18 protein-coding genes are annotated in these 20,265 nt (G+C 67.0%); 13 read left to right on the top strand and 5 right to left on the bottom strand.

Translation table 11 applies throughout. From position 1 onward, the window contains the following. Positions 1-59: 59 nt before the first annotated feature. Positions 60-896 (bottom strand): ATPase, encoded by an 837-nt coding sequence (locus HMPREF2924_RS31490; RefSeq protein ID WP_003093989.1) that lies wholly within the window; start codon positions 894-896, stop codon positions 60-62. 290 nt (positions 897-1,186) lie between these two features. Between HMPREF2924_RS31490 and HMPREF2924_RS31485 the strand changes: the two genes are divergently transcribed. Beyond that, positions 1,187-1,450 carry a hypothetical protein gene (locus HMPREF2924_RS31485; RefSeq protein ID WP_003103821.1) on the top strand — a complete coding sequence of 88 codons (264 nt, stop codon included), beginning with the start codon at positions 1,187-1,189 and terminating at the stop codon, positions 1,448-1,450. Here the strand turns inward: HMPREF2924_RS31485 and HMPREF2924_RS31480 are convergent, their stop codons facing one another. After that, positions 1,451-2,440: an NAD-dependent epimerase/dehydratase family protein gene (locus tag HMPREF2924_RS31480; RefSeq protein WP_003103823.1), complete on the bottom strand. Its 990-nt coding sequence runs from the start codon at positions 2,438-2,440 to the stop codon at positions 1,451-1,453. A gap of 184 nt (positions 2,441-2,624) precedes the next feature. Between HMPREF2924_RS31480 and HMPREF2924_RS31475 the strand changes: the two genes are divergently transcribed. Further along, the gene (locus tag HMPREF2924_RS31475) at positions 2,625-3,683 is read left to right on the top strand and encodes a saccharopine dehydrogenase family protein (RefSeq protein ID WP_003134686.1); all 1,059 of its coding nucleotides are present in this window, start codon (positions 2,625-2,627) and stop codon (positions 3,681-3,683) included. Here HMPREF2924_RS31475 and HMPREF2924_RS31470 read toward each other — a convergent pair whose 3' ends face one another. Continuing rightward, positions 3,684-4,586, bottom strand: a complete 903-nt coding sequence (locus HMPREF2924_RS31470; RefSeq protein WP_003134688.1) for a LysR family transcriptional regulator ArgP — start codon at positions 4,584-4,586, stop codon at positions 3,684-3,686. A 97-nt stretch (positions 4,587-4,683) separates the two neighbouring features. On the opposite strand from HMPREF2924_RS31470, the gene HMPREF2924_RS31465 reads away from it, so the two are divergent. From HMPREF2924_RS31465 to bifA, 4 genes are all read left to right on the top strand, one after another. Beyond that, positions 4,684-5,085, top strand: coding sequence for an ACT domain-containing protein (locus HMPREF2924_RS31465; protein ID WP_003094000.1), 402 nt, complete (start codon positions 4,684-4,686; stop codon positions 5,083-5,085). 1 nt (position 5,086) lies between these two features. Next, positions 5,087-5,689: a LysE/ArgO family amino acid transporter gene (locus HMPREF2924_RS31460; protein WP_003094003.1), complete on the top strand. Its 603-nt coding sequence runs from the start codon at positions 5,087-5,089 to the stop codon at positions 5,687-5,689. Positions 5,690-6,035: 346 nt separating this feature from the next. Next, positions 6,036-6,617 carry a superoxide dismutase [Fe] gene (sodB, locus tag HMPREF2924_RS31455; protein WP_003094005.1) on the top strand — a complete coding sequence of 194 codons (582 nt, stop codon included), beginning with the start codon at positions 6,036-6,038 and terminating at the stop codon, positions 6,615-6,617. Between the two features lie 180 nt (positions 6,618-6,797). Next, positions 6,798-8,861 carry a cyclic-di-GMP phosphodiesterase BifA gene (bifA, locus tag HMPREF2924_RS31450; RefSeq protein WP_003094007.1) on the top strand — a complete coding sequence of 688 codons (2,064 nt, stop codon included), beginning with the start codon at positions 6,798-6,800 and terminating at the stop codon, positions 8,859-8,861. Here bifA and HMPREF2924_RS31445 read toward each other — a convergent pair whose 3' ends face one another. Then, the gene (locus HMPREF2924_RS31445) at positions 8,862-9,764 is read right to left on the bottom strand and encodes a GIDE domain-containing protein (RefSeq protein WP_003134691.1); all 903 of its coding nucleotides are present in this window, start codon (positions 9,762-9,764) and stop codon (positions 8,862-8,864) included. Position 9,765: 1 nt separating this feature from the next. Then, complete coding sequence (locus HMPREF2924_RS31440; protein WP_003134692.1) at positions 9,766-10,338, bottom strand: LemA family protein; 573 nt, start codon at positions 10,336-10,338, stop codon at positions 9,766-9,768. Between the two features lie 193 nt (positions 10,339-10,531). Here HMPREF2924_RS31440 and HMPREF2924_RS31435 point away from each other — a divergent pair, with 193 nt between their 5' ends. From HMPREF2924_RS31435 to HMPREF2924_RS37145, 7 genes are all read left to right on the top strand, one after another. Then, on the top strand, positions 10,532-11,872 hold the full coding sequence (locus HMPREF2924_RS31435) for an imelysin family protein (RefSeq protein ID WP_003134694.1): 1,341 nt from the start codon (positions 10,532-10,534) through the stop codon (positions 11,870-11,872). Positions 11,873-12,034: 162 nt separating this feature from the next. Next, positions 12,035-13,456, top strand: a complete 1,422-nt coding sequence (locus HMPREF2924_RS31430; protein ID WP_003094015.1) for a di-heme oxidoreductase family protein — start codon at positions 12,035-12,037, stop codon at positions 13,454-13,456. A gap of 9 nt (positions 13,457-13,465) precedes the next feature. Beyond that, positions 13,466-14,530 carry an imelysin family protein gene (locus tag HMPREF2924_RS31425; RefSeq protein WP_003094017.1) on the top strand — a complete coding sequence of 355 codons (1,065 nt, stop codon included), beginning with the start codon at positions 13,466-13,468 and terminating at the stop codon, positions 14,528-14,530. 10 nt (positions 14,531-14,540) lie between these two features. Further along, a complete protein-coding gene (locus HMPREF2924_RS31420; protein WP_003134697.1) occupies positions 14,541-15,635 on the top strand; it encodes a DUF1513 domain-containing protein in 1,095 nt (364 codons plus the stop codon). Between the two features lie 169 nt (positions 15,636-15,804). Next, complete coding sequence (gene mexV, locus HMPREF2924_RS31415) at positions 15,805-16,935, top strand: multidrug efflux RND transporter periplasmic adaptor subunit MexV (protein WP_003102651.1); 1,131 nt, start codon at positions 15,805-15,807, stop codon at positions 16,933-16,935. A gap of 50 nt (positions 16,936-16,985) precedes the next feature. After that, positions 16,986-20,042, top strand: a complete 3,057-nt coding sequence (gene mexW / locus HMPREF2924_RS31410; protein ID WP_003110732.1) for a multidrug efflux RND transporter permease subunit MexW — start codon at positions 16,986-16,988, stop codon at positions 20,040-20,042. A gap of 137 nt (positions 20,043-20,179) precedes the next feature. Then, positions 20,180-20,265, top strand: an 86-nt coding sequence (locus HMPREF2924_RS37145) for a hypothetical protein (protein WP_239667264.1), incomplete at its 3' end; no start/stop codon positions are given.

The following is a 20,265-nucleotide window of genomic DNA, read 5'->3' as shown; positions in this document are numbered from 1 at the left end:
GCGCGGCGAACTGTCGCCGCCAGCGCCCGGTGCGACGGGGCGGCTGGCGGCGCAAGGGGTCAGCGGGTATTGAGCTGCTGCTGCAGGTTCTGCACCTGGGCCTGGAGGGTGTTGATGTTGCGCATCACCTGGGTGCGGAAGGCGTCGAACTCGGCGGTATTGCCGCCCTGGGCCGGGCGGTTGTCGAGCTGGCTGCGCAGCACCAGCAGGTCGTCCTGGATACCCTTGATCGTCTGGCTCGGGTTGCCCTGCTTCTTCAGCGCCGCGACATCGCCGCCGAGGGCCTTGAGTTGCTCGTTGGTCTTGCCCAGTTCGACCTGCAGGGCTTTCAGCTTCTCCTGTTCGGCGGCCAGTGTCTGCAGCTTGCCGTCCAGTTGCGCGACCAGTTGCGCCGCGCTTTCCTGCTGGGCCTTGAGATCGCTGGCCAGTTGATCGAGGCGTTTGCCCTGGCCGCCGAACTGGTTGCTCACATCGGCCTGCTGGCGTTCCTGGCTGCCGAGTTTCTCCTGCAGTTGCTTGACCTGCAGGCGCAGCGCCTCGCGTTCGCTGGTGACGCTGGACTCGCTGGCGACCACCTTGCCGCGAATGTCGTCGAGGCGCCCGGCGGCTTCCTCGCTGATCCTCACGAAGCTTTCCTGGGTCGCCACCAACTGCTGTTCCATCAGGCTGATTTGCTGGTGGCTCCACCAACCCACCCCGGCGAGGGCGATCAGCATCGCCCCGAGCAGGGCCCAGAGCGGGCCGGTAGAGGCCGGACGGCGCTCCTTGGTGTCGACGACCCGGCGCTGCTCCGGTTCGTAGACGTGCCGCGGGTGGTGGCCGAATTCATCACGGTCGGCAGCATCGGTGGTCAGGCTGGGCACATCGTCGAGTTCGTCGAAAGCATCGTTACGCATGGTGAAAACCTGTGAAGGGGAACGGCATCCTGCCGGAGGCCTGGAGAAAGGGCCGAATGGCGCATTATATCGGTTCGGCCCCGCCCCTTCAGCGTCTGCTCGAAGCAAATTGCCGGACCGGGGCGCTCCACCGCGAAGCCGTGCGCCCCAAGACGGAGCGAACGCTGTCCGGCACAGACCGCCGCAGGCCGCCAGCGGTTCCCCGCCCCGCACGCCGGCGCTGGTCCGCGGCCCGCATGGCACGTCGCTTGCCTGGGCTTTGCCGGGCAGATTCGAGAGCCGGAGGATGCATGGAGTTGAACAAATCCTTGCTGGATTGCATGCGCGCCGTGCGCCGACGCCTGCGCGAGGAACAGGCGCTGGATATCCACTTCCAGCAACGCGATGCGATCGCCGCGATGCAGGCGGCCTGCGCCCGCTCCGGCGATGCGACGACGCGGGAGCTGGGACAGCGCCTCGGTAGGCTCAGTGGGGTCGCGCTGCCGCCGGCGGAACCTTCCCTGTTGCCCGCGCAGGCGCCGAGCCGACAATACGCCGGCCCGCTACGCGGCTGATCAGAGCCCCTGGGCGCGCCACCAGGCGCAGAACTCGTCGAGCGCGGTCCACAGGCTGACCCGCGGGTCGTAGTCGAGGTATTCGCGGGCGCGGTTGATGTCCAGGGTGAAGTTCTTCGCCATCACCGCCATGCCCAGGCGGAACAGCACCGGCTCCGGGCGCCCCGGCAGGATCCGGCAGACGCCTTCGTTGAGCGCCGCCAGGCCATAGCCGACGGCATACGGCAGGTGACCGCCGACCGGCGGCAGGTCGAGCTGGCGCATCACGTAGTTGACCGCATCCCAGAACGGTACCGGCTGCCCGTTGCTGATGTTGTAGACCTTGCCCAGCGCCGGCTCGCCGGCCAGCAGGCAACTGAACAGCGCGTCGTTGAGATTGTGCACGCTGGTGAAGTCGACCCGGTTCAGGCCGTTGCCGAGGATCCGCAGACGTCCCTTGCGGTGGGCCTGGATCATTCGCGGGAAGATGCTGGTGTCGCCGGCGCCGACCACGAAGCGCGGACGCAGTGCCAACACTTCCAGGCCCAGGTCGCGGGCGCTGAGCACCAGTTGCTCGGCCTGGTACTTGGTCGCCCCGTAATGGTCGGAAAAACGCCGGGGTACGTACTCTTCGTTCAGGTCCAGGTGGTCGCGCCCGTCGAAATAGATCGACGGCGACGACAGATGCACCAGGCGCCGCACCTTTTGCCGCATGCAGGCCTCGACGACGCTCTCGGCAAGCCCGACGTTGGCCGCCAGGAAGCGTTCGCGCGGTCCCCAGACTCCGACCGCGCCGGCACAATGCACCACCGCCTCGACATCCTCGCAGAGACGCAGGACCAGCGCCGGGTCGGCGAGGTCGCCGGGAACGAACTCGGCGCCCCGCGCCACCAGATGCTCCACCGCGTCCGCACGACGACCGCTGACCCGTACCGACAGGCCCTGCTCCAGGGCGAAGCGAGCGAAACGCCCGCCGATGAAGCCCGTCGCCCCCGTTACCAGAATCCGCATTGCGTTTCTCCCGTTGTCCTTCTTGTGCCGCGACTCTAGCAACCCGGAGCCGCGCCACCACTGGCACAGCATGCCAGAACAACGACCTTGCGGGCCGCCGGCACGACTTGCGTTGGGCGACAGAAGCGGCGCTGCGCGCTACAAGGTCTAACCTGAAAGCCACCTGCACGCTGGGAGACGCACCATGGCCAGTCACTGGATGATCTACGGCGCCAACGGCTACACCGGTCGGCTGGTCGCCGAACAGGCGCAGCGCGAGGGCCTGACGCCGCTCCTCGGCGGACGCAACCCGGCCGCCCTGCACGCGCTCGGCAGCCAGCTCGGGCTGGAGTGCCGGGTCTTCGACCTGGGGGCTCCGCAGGCCTGCCGCGAAGCCCTGGACCAAGTGAAGGTGGTGGCCCATTGCGCCGGTCCGTTCTCCGCCACCAGCACGCCGATGATCGCCGCCTGCCGTGCCGCCGGCACCCACTACGTGGATATCACTGGAGAGATCGCGGTGTTCGAGCAGGCCCACGCCGGCGACGCCGAGGCCCGCGAGGCCGGCATCGTGGTCTGCCCGGGCGTGGGCTTCGATGTGATCCCCACCGATTGCCTGGCCGCCTGCCTGAAGGAGGCGCTGCCGGACGCGCAACGGCTGGCGCTGGGCTTCGACACCGGCAGCGGGCTGTCGACGGGAACCGCGAAGACCAGCGTCGAAGGCCTCAAGTTCGGCGGCAAGATCCGCGAGAATGGCCGCCTGCGCGACGTGCCGCTGGGCTACAAGCGCCGCGACATCGATTTCGGCCGCGGCCTGCGGCACGCCGTGACGATTCCCTGGGGCGACGTGGCCACCGCATACTACAGCACCGGCATCCCGGACATCGAGGTCTACCTGCCGGCGCCGCCGCTGCTGGCCCTGGGCATGCGCCTGATCGATCCGCTGCGTCCGCTGCTCGGTCGGCAACGGGTCCAGGACTGGCTCAAGGGGCAGGTCGACAAACGCATCGCCGGTCCCGACCAGGCGGCCCGCGAGCGCCTGCGCACCTGGGTCTGGGGCGAGGCGCGCAACGCCCGCGGCGAACGCCGCACGGCGCGCCTGGAGACGGCCAACGTGTACGACCTGACCCTGCACGGCGTGCTCCTGGCAGTGCGCCACCTGCTGGACTACCAGGGTCCCGGCGGCTACTTCACGCCATCGCGGTTGCTCGGCGCGCGCTGCGTCGAATCGTTGCCCGGCTCCGGACGAATCACCGTCATCGGCTGATCAACCTGACACCCGCACCAAGCCGTCGCCGGCGCGGGCGAGCAGGTGCTCGGTGAGCGACGCGAGCAGTTCGCCGCCGTTGCGCCAGTAGTGCCAGTACAACGGTACGTCGATGACCTGGCCGGGCAGCAGCTCGACCAGTTCGCCGCGCGCCAGCTCGCCTTGCACCTGGCGCTCCGGCACCAGGCCCCAGCCGAGACCGCCGGCGGTGAGGCGGACGAAACCTTCCGAGGACGGGCAGAGGTGGTGGATGAAACCGCCCTCAACGCCGAGGTCCTTGAGAAAGCGGTGTTGCAGCAGGTCGTCCGGGCCGAACACGATCGCCGGCACACCGGCCAGGGCGGCCGCCTCGACCCCGCGGGGAAAGTGCCGGGCAATGAAATCCGGGCTGGCCAGGCCGCGATAACGCATGGCTCCGAGCAGCAGCGAACGCGCGCCGGCCACCGGCCGCGGGCTACCGCAGACGCAGCCGGCCACTTCGCCCGCGCGCATGCGCTTGAGCCCGACCTCCTGGTCCTCCACCACAAGGTCCAGCAGCACCCGCCGCTCGGCGCAGAAATCGCCCACCGCGGCGGCCCACCAGGTCGCCAGGCTATCGGCGTTGAGAGCGATGCGCAGGCGCTCCGGGGCACCGCCTTCATCCAGGTTCGGCACCCAGCGCTGCAGGTCGCCCTCCAGCAGCCGCACCTGCTGCACATGGTTGAGCAGGCGGCGCCCGAGATCGGTGGGATGCGGCGGCGTCTCGCGCACCAGGACCGGCTGGCCGACCCGCGCCTCGAGCAGCTTGATCCGCTGCGATACCGCCGATTGCGACAGCCCCAGCGCCTGTGCGGCGCGCTCGAAACCGCCCTGCTCCACCACCGCGGCCAGCGCGGCGAGCAACTTGTAGTCGAACAAAATCAGTTTTCCTAATGAGAGATCAGCAGGATTCGTTTTCCTTATAAACCGCCCGCGGCCACACTCGCCAGCACTTTTCCGATCCACCCGACGCGGACCGACCATGGCTGGCGAAACCTCGCTGCGCACCCTGCTGCGCACGCTCACTCCCGAACTCAATCCCGGCGACTATGTGTTCTGTACCTGCGCCGATGGCGCGCTGCCGAACGGCGCCGAGCCGCTCGCCAGCTTCCGCGAGCGCGAGGGCCTGACCCTGGTGCTCGAACGCCGGCAGGCCGAACGCCTGGGCCTGCCCTACGAATACGTGGCGGCCTGGATCACCCTGACGGTGCACTCCTCGCTGGCGGCGGTGGGCCTGACCGCCGCCTTCGCCACGGCGCTGGCCGAAGCCGGGATCAGTTGCAACGTGATGGCCGGCTATTTCCACGACCACCTGTTCGTCGCCCGCGACGAGGGCCGGCGCGCCCTCGCCGTGCTCCAGCGGCTGGCGGCGGAGGCACACTGACATGTGGCAGAGCTATCTCAACGGCATCCTGGTGGCTGCCGGCCTGATCATCGCCATCGGCGCGCAGAATGCCTTCGTCCTCGCGCAGAGCCTGCGCCGCGAGCATCACCTCTCGGTGGCCGCGCTCTGCGTGTTCTGCGACGCGGTGCTGGTCAGCCTCGGCGTGTTCGGCCTGGCCAAGCTGCTGCTGGAAAACCCGACGCTGCTGGCCATCGCCCGCTGGGGCGGGATCGCCTTCCTGACCTGGTACGGGCTCAAGGCGCTGCTTCGCGCGTTGCGCCCGGACGCACTCGGCAACGCCGCGGAAACCGGGCCACGCTCGCGCAAGGCGGTGCTTCTGGCGGCACTGGCGGTCACCCTGCTCAACCCCCACGTCTATCTCGATACCGTACTTCTGATCGGTTCGCTCGGCGCCCAGCAGGCCGCGCCGGGCGCCTATGCCCTCGGCGCGGCCAGCGCCTCGCTGATGTGGTTCTTCGCCCTCGCCCTCGGCGCGGCATGGCTGGCCCCCTGGCTGGCGCGCCCGGCCACCTGGCGCCTGCTCGACCTGATGGTGGCGGCCATGATGCTGGGCATGGCCGCGCAACTGCTGTTCCGGGGATAACGCGGTTTCCCTCTTCCCGAGCGAACCCTCGCGCCGCCAGGCAGTCCAGAGAGAATGCGGCGGTGTTCGCCGGCGAGCTTGCAGAAGCCCGTCGCAGCGCGCCGCCGCCGGCCTTTGCCCCTACAGTTGCTGCGTGGATATGCCCCGACACGGGTGCTATGATCCGGAGTTCGCGGCACTGGGAGCCTAGGCTCCGAGTCGCACCCGGCGCCCTTTCCGGAGCGCTCCGCCGAACGTCCCCCCGGGGATCCAGGACGGGCTCCCGGACAGGCATCGGACCGGCCCCGTGAACCGGTCGCGCGCTAGCCGCGCCAGTCCTGACCTGAGGAAGAATAGGAGAGACACCATGGCTTTCGAATTGCCGCCGCTGCCTTACGAAAAGAACGCCCTTGAGCCGCACATTTCCGCAGAAACCCTGGAATACCACCACGACAAGCACCACAACACCTACGTGGTGAACCTGAACAACCTGATCCCGGGCACCGAGTTCGAAGGCAAGAGCCTCGAAGAGATCGTCAAGAGCTCCTCCGGCGGCATCTTCAACAACGCCGCCCAGGTGTGGAACCACACCTTCTACTGGAACTGCCTGAGCCCGAACGGCGGTGGCCAGCCCACCGGCGCCCTGGCCGACGCCATCAACGCCGCCTTCGGCTCCTTCGACAAGTTCAAGGAAGAGTTCACCAAGACTTCCGTCGGCACCTTCGGTTCCGGCTGGGGCTGGCTGGTGAAGAAGGCCGACGGCTCCCTGGCCCTGGCCAGCACCATCGGTGCCGGCAACCCGCTGACCAGCGGCGACACCCCGCTGCTGACCTGCGACGTCTGGGAACACGCCTACTACATCGACTACCGCAACCTGCGTCCGAAGTACGTCGAGGCGTTCTGGAACCTGGTCAACTGGGACTTCGTAGCGAAGAATTTCGCTGCCTGAGTCTGATCAGAACCACGAAAAAGCCCGGCATTCGCCGGGCTTTTTCGTTTTAATCTGCGGTCCAGGAGCCATCGTCTACCCTCAGGAACTGGTAGACCTTCGCTCGTGATAGCCTCTTGAGGTAAACAAGCTCTTCCTACCGGCTTGTCTTTCGCCCTGGCGACGAACAAGGAAGGCCCCTTGAAACTGGACTCCCGACACAGCCTCTCGCTCAAGCTGCTGCGTGTCGTGCTACTGGCGGCGCTGGCCGTTGGCGTAGTGCTCAGTTGCGCGCAGATCGTCTTCGACGCCTACAAGGCCAAGCAGGCGGTGAGCAGCGACGCCCAACGCATCCTCGCGATGGTCCGCGACCCTTCCACCCAGGCGGTCTACAGCCTCGACCGGGAAATGGCGATGCAGGTCCTCGAAGGCCTGTTCCAGCACGAGGCGGTGCGCCAGGCGAGCATCGGCCATCCCGGCGAGCCGATGCTGGCGGAGAAATCCAGGCCGCTGCTGGACCTGCCGACGCGCTGGCTGACCGACCCGATCCTCGGCCAGGAGCGCACCTTCAGCATTCGACTGATCGGCCGCCCGCCCTATAGCGAATACTACGGCGACCTGAAGATCACCCTGGACACCGCGCCCTACGGCGAGAACTTCGTCACCACTTCGGAAATCATCTTCATCTCCGGCATTCTCCGCGCCCTGGCCATGGGCCTGGTACTGTTCCTGGTCTACCACTGGATGCTGACCAAGCCGCTGTCGAAGATCATCGAGCATCTGGTCAGCATCAATCCCGACCGCCCCAGCCAGCACCAGTTGCCGCTGCTCAAGGGGCACGAACGCAACGAGCTGGGGCTCTGGGTGACCACCGCCAACCAGTTGCTCGCCTCGATCGAAAGCAACAGCCACCTGCGTCGCGAGGCCGAGGACAACCTGCTGCGCATTTCCCAGTACGACTTCCTCACCGGCCTGCCGAACCGCCAGTTGCTGCAGCAGCAACTCGACCAGATCCTCGACGGCGCCGGCCGCCAGCAGCGCCGGGTGGCAGTGCTGTGCCTGGGCCTCGACGATTTCAAGGGGATCAACGAGCAGTACACCTACCAGCTCGGCGACCAGCTGCTGATCGCCCTCGCCGACCGCCTGCGCGGGCACAGCGCGCGGCTCGGTTCGCTGGCGCGCCTGGGCGGCGACCAGTTCGCCCTGGTCCAGGCCGACATCGAGCAACCCTACGAGGCGGCCGAACTGGCGCAGAGCATCCTCGACGGCCTGGAAGCGCCGTTCGAGATCGACCAGCACGAGGTGCGCCTGCGCGCCACCATCGGTATCACCCTGTTCCCCGAGGACGGCGAGACCACGGAGAAACTGCTGCAGAAGGCCGAGCAGACCATGACCCTGGCCAAGACCCGCTCGCGCAACCGCTACCAGTTCTACATCGCCAGCGTGGACAGCGAGATGCGTCGCCGCCGGGAACTGGAAAAGGACCTGCGCGACGCCCTGCAGCGCCACGAGCTGCACCTCGTCTACCAGCCGCAGGTGGACTACCGCGACCACCGCGTGGTCGGCGTCGAGGCGCTGCTGCGCTGGCAACATCCGTTGCACGGCTTCGTCCCGCCGGACCTGTTCATCCCGCTGGCGGAACAGAACGGCAGCATCTTCAGCATCGGCGAGTGGGTGCTCGACCAGGCCTGCCGGCAGTTGCGCGAATGGCACGACCAGGGCTTCGACGACCTGCGCATGGCGGTCAATCTTTCCACCGTGCAGCTCCACCACAACGCCCTGCCACGGGTGGTCAGCAACCTGCTGCAGGTCTACCGCCTGCCGGCGCGCAGCCTGGAGCTGGAAGTCACCGAGACCGGCCTGATGGAGGACATTTCCACTGCCGCCCAGCACCTCCTCAGCCTGCGCCGCGCCGGCGCGCTGATCGCCATCGACGATTTCGGCACCGGCTATTCCTCGCTGAGCTACCTGAAGAGCCTGCCGCTGGACAAGATCAAGATCGACAAGAGTTTCGTCCAGGACCTGCTGCAGGACGAGGACGACGCGACCATCGTTCGCGCCATCATCCAGCTCGGCAAGAGCCTGGGCATGCAGGTGATCGCCGAGGGCGTGGAAACCGCCGAGCAGGAGGCGTACATCATCGCCGAAGGTTGCAACGAAGGTCAGGGCTACCTGTACAGCAAGCCGCTGCCGGCCAGGGAACTGACCCAGTACCTCAAGCAGGCGCGACGCCTGAGCCAGGCCACCAGCAGCGAACGGCCCTGATCAGAACAGGCGGCTGAACAGCCAGCCCGCCAATAGCGCGCTGCCCAGGCAGAGCAACGCGGCCCCCGCCGCCTGGCGGCGCAGTTGCACGGCGAGATCGTCCTCGCCCTGGCTGGAGAGAATGAAGGGATGCACCTCCCCCGGCTTGCCGAGCCGGTGGCGGGTCGGCGCGGCGCTGCTTGCCCGATGCCGATCCTCGGCCTCCAGCCGTGCCGCCAGGCGCACCCGGTTCCATTCGCGCTCGTCCAGCTCGCCGTTGCCGTCGCTGTCGAAGCGCGCCAGCAGGCCGTGGAAATCGCCCTTCCATTCACGGATCACCGCACCCTGCGCCCGTTCGGCATCGAGTCCCTGGCGACCGCCACCGCTGCTGCGGAATTCGCCCAGCGCATAGAGCGGCTCGCCGGCATGCAGGCGCTCCTCGGTGTAGCGGTAGAGCCGCTCTCCGCCGACCAGGGTGCCGAAGCTCTCCAGCAGTCGCAGGGTATCGATCGGTGCTTCGCGAAAAGCCTCCCAGCGCTGCTGGGTCAAGGGTCGCACCTCGGCGCCGCGTGGGTCGACCAGGCAGGCATCGGTGGCATCGCGCAAGCCGAATGGCGACTCGCTGGCACCTTTGTCGACGGTGCGCCAGGCCTTCTCGCGGCCGCTGCGCTTTTCCTCGACTTCGATGCGGTAGCGCCACCACAGGCACGGCTTGCCAGTCAAGGGAGCCTGCAGCGGGCCTTCCGGGCCCTCCTCGAGCACCCCGTAGAGTTCGACGAAACCCTGCGCCGCCGAACGGATCCGCGAGGTCGGTACGTCGCCGAGCAGACGCGCCCGGGCAAGGCGGTGCACGAACTGCCAGCCGGCCCAGGCGCAGAGCCCCAGGCTGGCGGCGATGAACAGCCAGCGCAGGTCGAAGTCCATCTCAGCCGAACAGGGCCTTGAGATCGACGTCGACCTTCTCCGCCTCGCTGAACTGCAACAGCTCGGCGGCCTTGAAGCCAGCGACACGAGCGATCAGCAGGTCGGGAAATTGCTCGATGCGCACGTTGTTCAGGTTCACCGCCTCGTTGTACAGCTCGCGGCGATCGGCGATCCCGTTCTCCAGGCCGCTGATGCGCTGGGAAAGGAACTGGAAACTTTCGTTGGCCTTGAGCTGCGGGTAATTCTCGGCCAGCGCGAAGAGCTGCCCCAGGCCGGCGCGCAGGCCGCTCTCGGCCTTGCCCAGGGCATTCACGTCGGCGCGCTCGCGGGCGCTGGCGACGGCGTTGCGGGCGGCGATGACCCGCTCCAGGGTGGCGCGCTCGTGCTGCATGTATTGCTTGCAGGCCTCGACCAGCTTCGGCAGCTCGTCATGGCGCTGCTTGAGGAGCACGTCGATGTTGGCCCAGGCCTTGCCCACGGCGTGCTTCAGCCGTACCAGGCCGTTGTAGAGCACCACCGCGTAGCCGGCGAGCAGCAGCAGGACAACCCAGAAAGCGATAGCGGTCAGACTCATGGACGGAGCTCCGGACGAAGATACTGGCATTCTAGCTGCGCCCGACATGTCCAGGCACGACGGCGATCACGCTGCGCCCTTTTCAAAAATGCAAATCTTTCGCATTATGTGGCGGTTTTTTAACGCCCTCGCGGGTGTTTCCGACAAGCGCACGCCGCTTCGGCACGCCACCAATAAAGCAAAGGAATCCGCCATGACTCGTATGCCCCTGGCCACCGCCAGTCTGCTGGCCCTCGCCATCTCCCTCGCCGGCTGCGGCGACGACAAGAAAGCCGAAGCGCCCGCAACACCGGCGGCCAGCACGCAGCCCGCCGCGCCCGCCGCCGCCCCGGCCGCCAAGGTCGACGAGGCCGCCGCCAAGGCAGTGATCAAGAACTACGCGGACCTCGCCGAAGCCACCTTCGCCGATGCCCTGAGCACCGCCAAGGACCTGCAGAAAGCCATCGACGCGTTCCTCGCCAAGCCTGACGCGGAGACCCTGAAAGCCGCCAAGGAAGCCTGGTTCGCCGCTCGTACCCCTTACTCCCAGAGCGAAGCCTTCCGCTTCGGCAACGCGATCATCGACGACTGGGAAGGACAGGTTAACGCCTGGCCGCTGGACGAAGGCCTGATCGACTATGTCGCCAAGGACTACCAGCACGCCCTGGGCAACCCCGGCGCCACCGCCAACATCGTCGCCAACACCGAGATCCAGGTCGGCGAAGACAAGATCGACGTCAAGGAAATCACCGGCGAGAAACTGGCCAGCCTGAACGAGCTGGGCGGTTCCGAAGCCAACGTCGCCACCGGCTACCACGCCATCGAGTTCCTCCTCTGGGGCCAGGACCTGAACGGCACCGGTCCCGGCGCCGGCAATCGTCCGGCCACCGACTATGCCCAGGGCAAGGACTGCACCGGCGGCCATTGCGACCGTCGCGCCGCCTACCTGAAGGCCGTCACCGACCTGCTGGTCAGCGACCTCGAATACATGGCCGGACAGTGGAAAGCCGGCGTCGCCGACAACTACCGCGCCAAGCTGGAGGCCGAACCGGTGGATACCGGCCTGCGCAAGATGTTCTTCGGCATGGGCAGCCTGTCCCTCGGCGAACTGGCCGGCGAGCGCATGAAGGTCGCGCTGGAGGCCAACTCCACCGAAGACGAGCACGACTGCTTCAGCGACGACACCCACCACACCCTGTTCTTCAACGGCAAGAGCATCCGCAACATCTACCTCGGCGAGTACAAGCGCATCGACGGCAGCGTGGTCAAGGGCCCGAGCCTGGCCGACCTGGTCGCCAAGGCCGACGCCGCCGCCAACGACACCCTGAAGGCCGACCTGGCCGACACCGAGGCCAAGCTGCAGGCCATCGTCGACAGCGCCGAGAAGGATGGCGTGCACTTCGACCAGATGATCGCTCCGGACAACAAGGACGGCCAGCAGAAGATCCGCAACGCCATCGCCGCCCTGGTCAAGCAGACCGGCGCCATCGAGCAGGCCGCGGGCAAGCTGGGTATCCAGGACCTGAAGCCGGACAACGCCGACCACGAGTTCTGATTCCTTCCTGCGCCAACAGCGTGCGGCCCATGGCCGCACGCTGCGTTTCAGGGCCTCGAAAGCGGACTTCACGGGCCTTTACAAACGCAAATCCCTCTTATTTTGATTAGCTCCAACTGGTAAGCTTGCGGGCTGTTTCTACGCAGTCCGGGATGTTCGCCGATGTCGTTGCCGTCACCTTCCATGCCGCTCGCCTGTCTCCTGACGGCGCTCCTTCTGGGCGGATGCGGCGCCGACGACGAACCGCTGCGCGCCGAGCCCGGTGAACACCTGTCCGGGGGCGCGACCACGGTGCTGCAAAGCGACCGCAACGCCTTCTCCCTGCCCTCCGCCAACCTCGCCCCGAGCCGGCGCCTGGACTTCAGCGTGGGCAACAGTTTCTTCCGCAACCCCTGGGTCATCGCCCCTTCCTCCACCACCGCGCGCGACGGCCTGGGACCGCTGTTCAATACCAACGCCTGCCAGAACTGCCATGTGAAGGACGGCCGCGGCCACCCGCCGGGAGCGGACGCGGTCAGCGCGGTGTCGATGCTGGTACGCCTGTCGATCCCGGCCGGCCCTGCGGACGGCAAGACCCTGTTGCACCAGGGGGTGATTCCCGAGCCGACCTACGGCGGCCAGTTGCAGGACGTCGGCATTCCCGGCGTCGCCCCGGAAGGCAAGGTGCGGATGGACTACGAGCCGATGAAGGTGAGGTTCGAGGACGGCACCGAGGTCGAACTGCGCAAGCCGATCCTGCGTATCAGCCAGCTCGGCTATGGGCCGATGCATCCGCAGACGATGTTTTCCGCCCGCGTCGCCCCGCCGATGATCGGCCTCGGCCTGCTCGAGGCGATTCCCGAAGAGGCGATCCTGGCCAATGCCGATCCGGACGACCGCAACGGCGACGGTATCCGCGGGCGCGCCAACCAGGTCTGGGATGCCGCACGGCAGCGCACCGCGCTCGGCCGCTTCGGCTGGAAGGCCGGCCAGCCGGATATCCCGCAGCAGAACGCGCACGCCTTCGCCAACGACATGGGCCTGACCAGCAGCCTGCTGCCCCACGACGACTGCAGCGCCGCCCAGGTCGAGTGCCGCCGGGCGCCCGACGGCGGCGAGCCGGAAGTCAGCGACAACATCTTCGCCCAGGTGCTGTTCTACAGCCGCAACCTGGCGGTCCCGGCGCGGCGCAAGGTGGACGACCCGCAGGTGCTGGCCGGCAAGCGCCTGTTCGCCCAGGCCAACTGCGTGGCCTGCCACGTTCCCGCCTTCACTACCGGTTCCGACGCCAGCGAGCCGGAGCTGGCCAACCAACGGATTCGTCCCTATTCCGACCTGTTGCTGCATGACATGGGCGACGGCTTGGCGGACAATCGCCCGGAATTTCTCGCCAGCGGGCGGGACTGGCGAACCCCGCCGCTATGGGGCATCGGCCTGACCGAAACGGTCAACGGTCACACCCAGTTCCTCCACGACGGGCGCGCCCGCAATCTGCTGGAGGCGATCCTCTGGCACGGCGGCGAAGCCGAAGCGGCCAAGCGGCACGTGCTCGGCTTCGACGCCGACCAGCGCAGCGCCCTGCTGGCCTTCCTGAATTCACTCTGAGGAGCCCACATGTTCCGCCCACGACTGCTCTTGACCAGCCTCGCCATCGCCCTCGGCGCCTGTTCGCCGCAAGACCCGCAGGCCGTCACCAGTGCCGCCCTGGCGCAACAGGTGATCCTGCCGACCTACAGCCGCTGGGTGGAGGCCGACCAGGCCCTGGCCAGCAGCGCCCTGGCCTACTGCCAGGGCAAGGAAGACCTGGCCAAGGCCCGCGACGCGTTCCACGCCGCGCAGAAGGCCTGGGCCGAGCTGCAACCGCTGCTGATCGGCCCGCTGGCCGAGGGCAACCGCGCCTGGCAGGTGCAGTTCTGGCCGGACAAGAAGGATCTGGTCGGGCGCCAGGTCGAACAGTTGCTGAAGAACAACCCGCAGGTCGACGCCGCGGCCCTGGCCAAGGCCAGCGTGGTGGTGCAGGGGCTCTCCGCCTACGAATACATCCTCTTCGACAGCAAGATCGACCTCGCCGACGCCGCCACCAAGGCCCGCTATTGCCCGTTGCTGGAAGCCATCGGTACCCACCAGCAGCAACTGGCCCAGGACATCCTGGCGCGCTGGAAGAACGACGGCGGCATGCTCACCCAGATGAGCAAGTTCCCCAACGACCGCTACGCCGACGCCCACGAGGCGATCGCCGAGCTGCTGCGGGTCCAGGTCACCGCCCTGGACATGCTGAAGAAGAAACTCGGTACTCCGCTGGGCCGGCAGAGCAAGGGCATTCCCCAGCCCTACCAGGCCGAGGCCTGGCGCAGCAACGCCTCGCTGGCCAGCCTGGACGCCAGCCTGAGCGGCGCCCAGGCGCTCTGGGAAGGTATCGACGGCAAGGGCCTGAAGACCCTGCTGCCGGCCGAACAGAAGGCCCTGGCCGGCAAGATCGACGCCGCCTACGCCGACAGCCACGCGAAGCTGGCGGCGCTGGAACAGAAACCGCTCTCCGAACTGCTCGCCAGCGAAGACGGGCGCAACCAGCTCAACGCCCTCTATGACAGCCTGAACGTGGTCCACCGCCTGCACGAAGGCGACCTGGCCCGCGCCCTCGGCGTGCAACTGGGCTTCAACGCCAACGATGGCGACTGAGGTCGGCACCATGCTGCGACGTCATGTGATCGGCCTGGGCAGCCTGCTGCTCGGCGCCTTGTCCTTCGGCGGCTGGAGCTTCAGCCGCCAGGGTAGCCAATCGCTGGTGCTGTCGGCGCGCGACGACGCCGATGGCCAGCATTACGCGGTGGGCTACCGCCTGGACGGCAAGTGCCAGTTCGCCACCCGCGTGGCCCAGCGCTGCCATGACATCGTCCAGCACCCGAGCCTGCCGCTGGCGCTGTTCGTCGCCCGCCGGCCAGGCACCGAAAGCTACCTGATCGACCTGAACGACGGTCGCCTGCTGCAGACCCTGGTCTCGCAGAAAGACCGCCACTTCTACGGCCACGGCGTGTTCCACCAGAGCGGCGAATGGCTCTACGCCACCGAGAACGACACTACCGATCCCGGTCGCGGCGTGCTCGGCGTCTACCGTTTCGACGGCGAGCGACTGCAGCACAGCGGCGAGATCTCTACTCACGGCCTCGGGCCGCACCAGGTTTCCTGGATGCCCGACGGCGAGACCCTGGTAGTGGCCAACGGCGGCATTCGCACCGAGGCGGAAAGCCGGGTCGAGATGAACCTCGACGCCATGGAGCCCAGCCTGGTGCTGATGCGCCGCGACGGCAACCTGCTGTCCAAGGAAACCCTGGCGCAGCAGATGAACAGCGTCCGCCACCTGGCGATCGGTCGCGACGGCACCATCGTCGCCGGCCAGCAGTTCATGGGCGATGCCCACGAACATGCCGACCTGCTGGCGATCAAGCGCCCCGGCTGTCCCTTCGAAGCCTTCCCGGTGGCCGAGGAGCAGCGCCTGGCGATGGCCCAGTACACCGCCAGCGTGGCGATCCACGACGACCTGCGCCTGGTGGCCCTGACCGCCCCGCGCGGCAACCGTTTCTTCATCTGGGACCTGGACAGCGGTGCCGTACGCCTCGACGCGCCGTTGCCGGACTGCGCCGGCGTGGGCGCGGTGAAGAACGGCTTCGTCGTCACGTCCGGACAGGGCCGTTGCCGCTTCTACGACTGCCAGGGCGAGCGCATCGCCGCGCAACCGCTGGAGCTGCCTTCCGGCCTCTGGGACAACCACTTGCACCTGGCCTGAGAGCGCGGCATCAACCTCTCGCCATACCGGTCCGCGAAAGTCGGAAGCGACCTGCAACACGCTTGAAATCTTTCGCCAATCCTGTGCTTTGACAAGCCTTGAAAGCTGCACGTAATGTGTCGGATTCGCCCCGAAACGGGGCGCTCTCGGCATACCAGGGACCAGGATTATGTTGCTCCGCCGCATGTTGATCATGCTCGCCGCGGTGATCGCCGTGGTGGCGATTCTCGCCGGCTACAAGGTCTACTCCATCCGTCAGCAGATCGCCCTTTTCAGCGCACCGAAACCGCCGATCAGCGTGACCGCCAGCCTGGCCGAAAAGCGTCCCTGGCAGAGCCGCCTGCCAGCCATCGGCAGCCTCAAGGCATTCCAGGGCGTGACCCTCACCGCCGAAGTCTCCGGCACGGTACGCGACGTACTGTTCCTTTCCGGCGACCAGGTGAAGCTGGACCAACCGCTGATCCAGCTGGAAAGCGACGTCGAGGAAGCCACCCTGCGCACTGCCGAGGCCGATCTCGGCCTGGCCAGGGCCGAGTACCAGCGCGGCCGCGAACTGATCGGCAGCAAGGCCATCTCGAAAAGCGAATTCGACCGTCTCGCCGCGCAGTGGGCCAAGACCAGCGCCACCGTCGCCGAGCTGAAGGCGGCGCTGGCGAAGAAGCGCGTGCTCGCGCCCTTCGCCGGGACCATCGGCATCCGCCAGGTGGACGTCGGCGACTACGTCTCGCCCGGGACGCCGATCGCCACCTTGCAGGACCTTTCCACCCTGCTCCTGGATTTCCACCTGCCCGAGCAGGACTTCCCCCTGCTCAGCCGCGGCCAGTTGGTGAAGGTCCGGGTCGCCGCCTACCCCGGCCAGGTGTTCGACGCCGAGATCGCCGCCATCAACCCCAAGGTCGACAACGAGACCCGCAACCTGCAGGTCCGCGCCGCCCTGGAGAACCCGGACGGCAAGCTGCTGCCGGGCATGTTCGCCAACCTCGAGGTGATGTTGCCTGGCGAGGAACAACGCGTCGTGGTGCCGGAGACGGCGATCACCTTCACCCTCTACGGCGACTCGATCTACGTCGTCGGGCAGAAGAAGGACGAGCAGGGCCAGGTGTCGAAGGATGACAAGGGCCAGCCGCAACGGGTCGTCGAGCGCCGCTTCGTCAGGATCGGCGAACGCCGCGAAGGCCTGGCGGTGGTGCTCGAAGGCCTGGAGGGCGGCGAGCAGGTAGTGACTTCCGGGCAACTGAAGCTCGACAACGGCGCCGCGGTGGCCATCGTCGCCGAGCGGGACCTCCAGCAAGAGCACTGAGTCGCGCGCCTTCCCGCTCCAAGGCGGAAGGCTTGCCAAGGGACTGAAACATGGCTTTTACCGATCCGTTCATCCGTCGTCCGGTCCTGGCGAGCGTGGTCAGCCTGCTGATCGTCCTGCTCGGCATGCAGGCCTTCAGCAAGCTGGTGATCCGCGAGTATCCGCAAATGGAGAACGCGCTGATCACGGTGACCACGCTCTACGCCGGAGCCAACGCGGAGACCATCCAGGGCTACATCACCCAACCGCTGCAGCAGAGCCTGGCCAGCGCCGAAGGCATCGACTACATGACCTCGGTGAGCCGGCAGAACTATTCGACCATCTCCATCTACGCGCGGATCGGCGCCAATACCGATCGCCTGGTCACCGAGCTGCTGGCCAAGTCCAACGAAGTGAAGAGCCAACTGCCGCCGGACGCCGAGGACCCGGTGCTGCAGAAGGAGGCCGCGGATGCCTCGGCGCTGATGTACATCAGCTTCTACAGCGAGCAGATGAACAACCCGCAGATCACCGACTACCTGTCGCGGGTGATCCAGCCCAAGCTGGCGACCCTGCCCGGTATCGCCGAGGCGGAGATCCTCGGCAACCAGGTGTTCGCCATGCGCCTGTGGCTGGACCCGGTGAAGATGGCCGCGTTCGGCGTCACCGCCGGCGAGATCAACCAGGCGGTGCAGCAGTACAACTTCCTCGCCGCCGCCGGCGAGGTGAAGGGCCAGTTGGTGGTCACCAGCGTCAATGCTTCCACCGACCTCAAGTCGCCCCAGGCCTTCGCCGCCATCCCGGTGAAGACCGACGGCGACCGCCGGGTGCTGATGGGTGATGTCGCACGGGTCGAACTGGGCGCCGCCAGCTACGACGCGATCAGTTCGTTCAATGGGATTCCCTCGGTCTACATCGGCATCAAGGGCACGCCCAGCGCCAACCCGCTGGACGTGATCAAGGAAGTGCGGGCGAAGATGCCCGAACTGGAAGAGCAATTGCCGCCCAACCTCAAGGTGTCCATCGCCTACGACGCCACGCGCTTCATCCAGGCCTCCATCGATGAAGTGGTGAAGACCCTCGGCGAGGCGGTGCTGATCGTCATCGTGGTGGTGTTCCTGTTCCTCGGCGCGTTCCGTTCGGTACTGATCCCGGTGGTGACCATTCCGCTGTCGATGATCGGCGTATTGTTCTTCATGCAGGCCATGGGCTACTCGATCAACCTGCTGACCCTGCTGGCGATGGTCCTGGCCATCGGCCTGGTGGTGGACGACGCGATCGTGGTGGTGGAAAACATCCACCGCCACATCGAGGAGGGCAAGCCGCCCTTCGAGGCCGCCCTGGAGGGCGCGCGGGAGATCGCCGTACCGGTGGTCAGCATGACCATCACCCTCGCCGCGGTCTACGCGCCGATCGGTTTCCTCACCGGCCTCACCGGCGCCCTGTTCAAGGAGTTCGCCTTCACCCTGGCCGGCGCGGTGATCATTTCCGGGATCGTCGCCCTGACCCTGTCGCCGATGATGTGCTCGCGCCTGCTGCGCCACGAGGAGAATCCCTCGGGCCTGGCGCATCGCCTCGACCTGATCTTCGAGGGCCTGAAGCGACGCTACCAGCGCGCCCTTCACGGCACCCTGGACACCCGTCCGGTGGTCCTGGTGTTCGCCGTGCTGGTACTGGCGCTGATCCCGGTACTGCTGATGTTCACCAAGAAGGAGCTGGCGCCGGAAGAGGACCAGGGCATCGTGTTCCTCATGACCAACTCGCCGCAGACCGCCAACCTCGACTACCTGAATCGCTACACCGCCGAGTTCGAAGGCATCTTCCGCAGCTTCCCGGAGTATTACTCGGCGTTCCAGATCAACGGCTACAACGGCGTCCAGGCCGGCATCGGCGGCATGCTGCTCAAGCCCTGGGACGAACGCGAAAAGAGCCAGATGGAATTGCTCCATGCGGTGCAGGCGAAGCTCAACGAGATTCCCGGCGTGCAGATCTTCGCCTTCAACCTGCCGTCGCTACCGGGCACCGGCGAGGGCCTGCCATTCCAGTTCGTGCTCAACACCGCCAACGACTACGAGTCGCTGCTGCAAGTGGCGCAACGGGTGAAGCAGCGCGCCAGCGAGTCCGGCAAGTTCGCCTTCCTCGATCTCGACCTGGCGTTCGACAAACCCGAGCTGGTGGTCGACATCGACCGCGAGAAGGCCGCGCAGATGGGCGTCTCCATGCAGGACCTGGGGGTGGCGCTGGCCAGCCTGCTCGGCGAGGGCGAGATCAACCGCTTCACCATCGACGGGCGCAGCTACAAGGTCATCGCCCAGGTCGAACGCCCCTATCGCGACAATCCCGGCTGGCTCGGCAGCTACTACGTGAAGAGCCGCAACGGCCAACTGGTCGCCCTCTCGACCCTGATCGAGACCCACGAACGGGCACGGCCGCGGCAACTGAACCAGTTCCAGCAGCTCAACTCGGCGATCATCTCCGGCTTCCCCATCGTCAGCATGGGCGAGGCCATCGAGACGGTTCAGCAGATCGCCCGCGAGGAGGCCCCGCGCGGCTTCGCCGTCGACTACGCCGGCGCTTCCCGGCAATACGTGCAGGAAGGCAGCGCATTGCTGGTCACCTTCGGACTGGCCCTGGCGATCATCTTCCTGGTCCTCGCCGCACAGTTCGAAAGCTTCCGCGATCCGCTGGTGATCATGGTCACCGTGCCGCTGTCGATCTGCGGTGCGCTGATACCGCTGTTCCTCGGCGTGTCGAGCCTGAACATCTATACCCAGGTCGGCCTGGTGACACTGATCGGCCTGATCAGCAAACACGGCATCCTGATCGTCGAGTTCGCCAACCAGTTGCGCCACGAACAGGGGCTGGAGCGTCGCGAGGCCATCGAGCAGGCCGCCGCGATCCGCCTGCGGCCAGTACTGATGACCACCGCGGCGATGGTGCTCGGGGTGATCCCGCTGATCCTCGCCACCGGCGCCGGGGCGGTCAGTCGCTTCGACATCGGCATCGTGATCGCGACCGGCATGTCGGTGGGCACCCTCTTCACCCTGTTCGTCCTGCCGTGCATCTACACCCTGGTGGCCAGGCCGGATGCCCCGCCAGGCGTGACGCAAGCGGCAAACGCACACTGATCGGAAACGGCGGACAGCGACAACAGCGCTGTCCGCCGGCGCTGTCGCTCCATCCCACAGCCCTCCGGGCGCGATCCTATGTCCGCCGGCAGCCGCCTCCAGTAGACTGCCCGCTGAAACGCAGTGGTGAGACGAGCATGGCCGAGAGCGCTTTTTCCGAACGTATCGTGCAGAACCTGCTGGATACCGACTTCTACAAGCTGACCATGATGCAGGCGGTGCT

This window comes from Pseudomonas sp. HMSC063H08 (assembly GCF_001813645.1).
GTDB classification, from domain to species: domain Bacteria; phylum Pseudomonadota; class Gammaproteobacteria; order Pseudomonadales; family Pseudomonadaceae; genus Pseudomonas; species Pseudomonas aeruginosa.
Note: the sequence above shows the minus strand (reverse complement) of the source record. Positions and strands in the feature narration are given on the sequence as shown.

Coding starts and splice junctions, on each gene's coding strand:
- HMPREF2924_RS31435 (WP_003134694.1), top strand. CDS start 10,532: ATGACTCGTATGCCCCTGGCCACCGCCAGTCTGCTGGCCCTCGCCATC.
- HMPREF2924_RS31420 (WP_003134697.1), top strand. CDS start 14,541: ATGCTGCGACGTCATGTGATCGGCCTGGGCAGCCTGCTGCTCGGCGCC.
- sodB (WP_003094005.1), top strand. CDS start 6,036: ATGGCTTTCGAATTGCCGCCGCTGCCTTACGAAAAGAACGCCCTTGAG.
- HMPREF2924_RS31465 (WP_003094000.1), top strand. CDS start 4,684: ATGGCTGGCGAAACCTCGCTGCGCACCCTGCTGCGCACGCTCACTCCC.
- HMPREF2924_RS31490 (WP_003093989.1), bottom strand. CDS start 896: ATGCGTAACGATGCTTTCGACGAACTCGACGATGTGCCCAGCCTGACC.
- mexV (WP_003102651.1), top strand. CDS start 15,805: ATGTTGCTCCGCCGCATGTTGATCATGCTCGCCGCGGTGATCGCCGTG.
- HMPREF2924_RS31485 (WP_003103821.1), top strand. CDS start 1,187: ATGGAGTTGAACAAATCCTTGCTGGATTGCATGCGCGCCGTGCGCCGA.
- HMPREF2924_RS31430 (WP_003094015.1), top strand. CDS start 12,035: ATGTCGTTGCCGTCACCTTCCATGCCGCTCGCCTGTCTCCTGACGGCG.
- HMPREF2924_RS31480 (WP_003103823.1), bottom strand. CDS start 2,440: ATGCGGATTCTGGTAACGGGGGCGACGGGCTTCATCGGCGGGCGTTTC.
- HMPREF2924_RS31475 (WP_003134686.1), top strand. CDS start 2,625: ATGGCCAGTCACTGGATGATCTACGGCGCCAACGGCTACACCGGTCGG.
- mexW (WP_003110732.1), top strand. CDS start 16,986: ATGGCTTTTACCGATCCGTTCATCCGTCGTCCGGTCCTGGCGAGCGTG.
- HMPREF2924_RS31440 (WP_003134692.1), bottom strand. CDS start 10,338: ATGAGTCTGACCGCTATCGCTTTCTGGGTTGTCCTGCTGCTGCTCGCC.
- HMPREF2924_RS31445 (WP_003134691.1), bottom strand. CDS start 9,764: ATGGACTTCGACCTGCGCTGGCTGTTCATCGCCGCCAGCCTGGGGCTC.
- HMPREF2924_RS31460 (WP_003094003.1), top strand. CDS start 5,087: ATGTGGCAGAGCTATCTCAACGGCATCCTGGTGGCTGCCGGCCTGATC.
- HMPREF2924_RS31425 (WP_003094017.1), top strand. CDS start 13,466: ATGTTCCGCCCACGACTGCTCTTGACCAGCCTCGCCATCGCCCTCGGC.